At 76.3% G+C, this 3424-nt stretch carries 3 protein-coding genes; 2 read left to right on the top strand and 1 reads right to left on the bottom strand.

The features are described from left to right. Nucleotides 1-922: MFS transporter (locus tag GTW08_RS06030; protein ID WP_161151545.1), on the bottom strand; the 922-nt coding region annotated here is incomplete at its 3' end. Nucleotides 923-1047: 125 nt separating this feature from the next. Here GTW08_RS06030 and GTW08_RS06035 point away from each other — a divergent pair. Both GTW08_RS06035 and GTW08_RS06040 read left to right on the top strand, forming a co-directional pair. Next, nucleotides 1048-2241 (top strand): aminotransferase, encoded by a 1194-nt coding sequence (locus tag GTW08_RS06035; protein ID WP_073575464.1) that lies wholly within the window; start codon nucleotides 1048-1050, stop codon nucleotides 2239-2241. Nucleotides 2242-2292: 51 nt separating this feature from the next. Further along, nucleotides 2293-3424, top strand: a 1132-nt coding sequence (locus GTW08_RS06040) for an MFS transporter (RefSeq protein ID WP_161151546.1), incomplete at its 3' end; no start/stop codon positions are given.

The raw sequence follows: 3424 nt of genomic DNA on the forward strand, positions 1-3424 counted from the left end.
CCAGCAGCCACGCCGGGCCGGGCAGCAGTCCCAGCAGCGCGGTCGACGCGGCCAGCGCCGCCAGGACGAGCACCGCCCGTGCCGGTGGGGCCAGCCGTCCCACGACGCGGGTGTAGAGGGCCCGCCCGGCGACCTGCCCGACCCCGCCGAGCCCGAGCGCCCAGGCCGCCGTCTGTACGTCGAGTCCCCGCTCGATGAGCAGCGGCACCTGGTTCACCGCGACCGCGAACCCGCAGAACGTGCCGAGGAACACCGCGGCCACGGTCAGCAGGAACGGGCGGCTGCGCGCGATCGCGCCCGGGTCGGCGTGCTCGGGCGGGGCGGGGGCCCCCGGCCACGGGCCGCGCAGCCCGAGCAGGTGCGCAGGGACCGTCACAACCAGCAGGACGGCGGCGAGCACCAGGTAGGTGCCGCGCCAGCCGAACCCGCCGAGCAGCGCCGCCGACAGCGGCGCGAACACCGTGCTGGCCAGGCCGCCGGCCAGGGTGAGCCCGGTCAGCGCGCGCACCCGGTCGCTTCCCCACCAGCGGGTCAGCGCCGCGAACGCGGGCGGGTACAGCGTCGCGGACTGCGCGAGCCCCGCGACCAGCCACGCGGCGAGGAACCACGGCCAGGACGGTGCGACGGCGATCCCGACGACGGCGGGCACCCCCAGCAGCGACCCGGCCGTCATCACCCAGCGCGGGCCCCACCGGTCCAACAGCCGTCCGACGACGATCCCGGCCGGCGCGGACACCCCGAGGCCCGCGGAGAACGCGCCGGTCACCGCGCTCACCGACCAGCCGGTGTCCGCCGAGATCGACGGGGCGAGCACCGGGAACGCGTAGTAGAGGACGCCCCAGCTGGTGATCTCGGTGAGGCACAGGACGAGCAGGACCCGGCGGCGGAACCCCGCGCCGGGCGCCGTCCGGACCTCGACCACCGTGCCACCTCGCAACGCCTGCTGCGGCGACCGTATCCCGAGGGTCGCTGGACCGCCCCGGGCCGCGTCGGCGACGATCGGACCGCAGGACCGACGCAGGACGACCCGGAAGGCGGCATCCGACGGTGCGACTCGACCCCACGACGGCGGCCGGCAGCGACTCCCCCATCGGTGCGGCCCTCGCGCTGGCCGGCGAGCGGGACCCGGCACGGAACGCGACGCACCCGTTGCTGGACCTGTCGCAGGCCGCGCCGCCGTACCCGCCGGCACCCGAGGTCGTCGAGCGCGTCGTCGAGGTCGCACGGGACCCCGGCCTGTCCGGCTACGCGCCGGTGCCGGGCATCCCGCCGTTGCGGCAGGCGATCGCCGACGAGCTGGCCCGCGAGCACGGCGGGGACCTCACGCCCGACGACGTCGTGGTCACCGCGGGCTGCAACCAGGCGTTCGCCGTGGTCGCCGATGCGCTCGCCGGCCCGGGTGACGAGGTGATCTCCCCGCTGCCCTACTACTTCAACCACGACATGTGGCTGCGGATGCGCGGCGTGACGCCGGTGTACCTGGAGCCCGACGCCGACCTGGTCCCGCGCGCCGCCGACGCCGAGGCGCTCCTCACCCCGCGCACCCGGGCGATCGTGCTGGTCACGCCGGGGAACCCGAGCGGGGTGACGGTCCCGCCCGAGGAGATCACCGCGTTCGCCGAGCTGGCCCGACGCCACGACATCGCGCTCGTCCTCGACGAGACCTACCGCTCGTTCCGCCCGGACACGACCGAGCCGTCGCACACGCTGTTCGCCGACCCGGCGTGGCGTTCGACCGTGGTCGGTCTGCACTCCTACTCCAAGGACCTGGCGATCCCGGCGTACCGGGTCGGGTCGGTCGTCGCCGGCCCGGAGCTGCGACGCCAGGTGCTCAAGCTGCTCGACTGCATCGCCATCTGCGCACCGCGGACCGGGCAGGAGGCCGCGGTGGCCGGGCTCACCCGCGCCGGGGTGTGGCGGGCCGACCGGGTCGCGGAGATCGCCCGGCGGCGGGAGTGGGTCGGTGCCGCACTCGCCGACCGCCCGGGCGGGTTCGAGATCGCCGCGCTCGGCGGGTTCTTCGCCTGGGTGCGCCACCCGTTCCCGGACCGCCCGACCCTCGACGTCGTCCGGACGCTGCTGCTCGACCACGACACCCTGACCATCCCGGGCACCGCGTTCCTGCCCGACGACCGGCAGATGCTGCGGCTGTCGGTGGGGCGGGTGGACGAGGCGGGCGCGGCGCTGCTGGCCGAGCGGCTCACCGAGGCCGGGCGGCGGGCGGGGGTGGTCACCGGCTGACCCCGAGGCCCGGCGACGGAAGAGACCAGGACGTCCCGGTGTTCGCCGACCATGGACACCGGACTGCGCACCGGCACCGCGGCCGGCCGTTGGGTCATCACGGCCTGCGTGCTCGGCTCGGGCATGGCGATGCTCGACAACACCGTCGTCACGATCGCCCTGCCCCGCATCGCCGAGGACCTCGGCGCCGGATTCGCCGGTCTCCAGTGGACGGTCAACGGCTACACCCTGACCCTGGCCGGGCTGATCCTGCTCGGCGGCTCGCTGGGCGACCGGTTCGGCAGGCGGCGGATCTTCGTGACCGGGGCGGTCTGGTTCGCGCTGGCCTCCCTGCTGTGCGGGCTGGCGCCGAGCGTCGAGGTGCTCGCCGCGGCCCGGGCCCTGCAGGGAGTGGGCGGGGCGTTGCTGACCCCGGGCAGCCTGGCACTGATCTCGGCGTCGTTCCACGGGGCGGACCGGGCGGCGGCCATCGGGGCCTGGTCCGGGCTCGGCGGGGTCGCGGGGGCGCTGGGCCCGTTCGTCGGCGGGACGCTCGTGGAGTGGTCGTGGCGGGCGGTGTTCCTGATCAACCTGCCGCTCGCGGCGGTCGTCGTCGCGGTGGCGGTGCGGCACGTGCCCGAGTCGCGTGACCCCGACGCCGCGCACCGGCTCGACGTCCCGGGCAGCGTGCTCGCGGTCGCCGGGCTGGCGTTGCTGACCTGGGCCGGGACGGCGGCCGGCGCCGGTGCATCGCCCGGACCGCAGGTGTGGGGCGCGGGCCTCGCCGGAGTGGCGGCACTCGTGGCGTTCGCACTGGTCGAACGGCACAGCCGGTCCCCGCTGGTGCCACCGGAGCTGTTCACCGGCACCGGCGACGCCGGGGACGGGCGCCGGTTCACCGGCGCGAACGTCGTGACCGTCGCCGTCTATGCGGCGCTGGGGCTGCTGTTCGTGCTGCTCGCCGTGCAGCTGCAGATCGTGGCCGGGTTCTCCCCGTTGCTGGCGGGGACCGCGACCCTGCCGGTCACCGTGCTCATGCTGCTGCTGTCGGCCCGCGCCGGACGGCTCGCGACGCGCACGGGCCCGGCACCGCTGGTCACCGGCGGGCTGCTGCTGGCCGCGGCCGGGATGCTGCTGGCGTCGCGGATCGGGCCCGGCGCGACCTGGCTCACCGACGTGCTCCCGGCGACGGCGCTGGTCGGGC

The organism is Pseudonocardia sp. SID8383 (genome assembly GCF_009864975.1).
GTDB lineage: Bacteria > Actinomycetota > Actinomycetes > Mycobacteriales > Pseudonocardiaceae > Pseudonocardia > Pseudonocardia alni.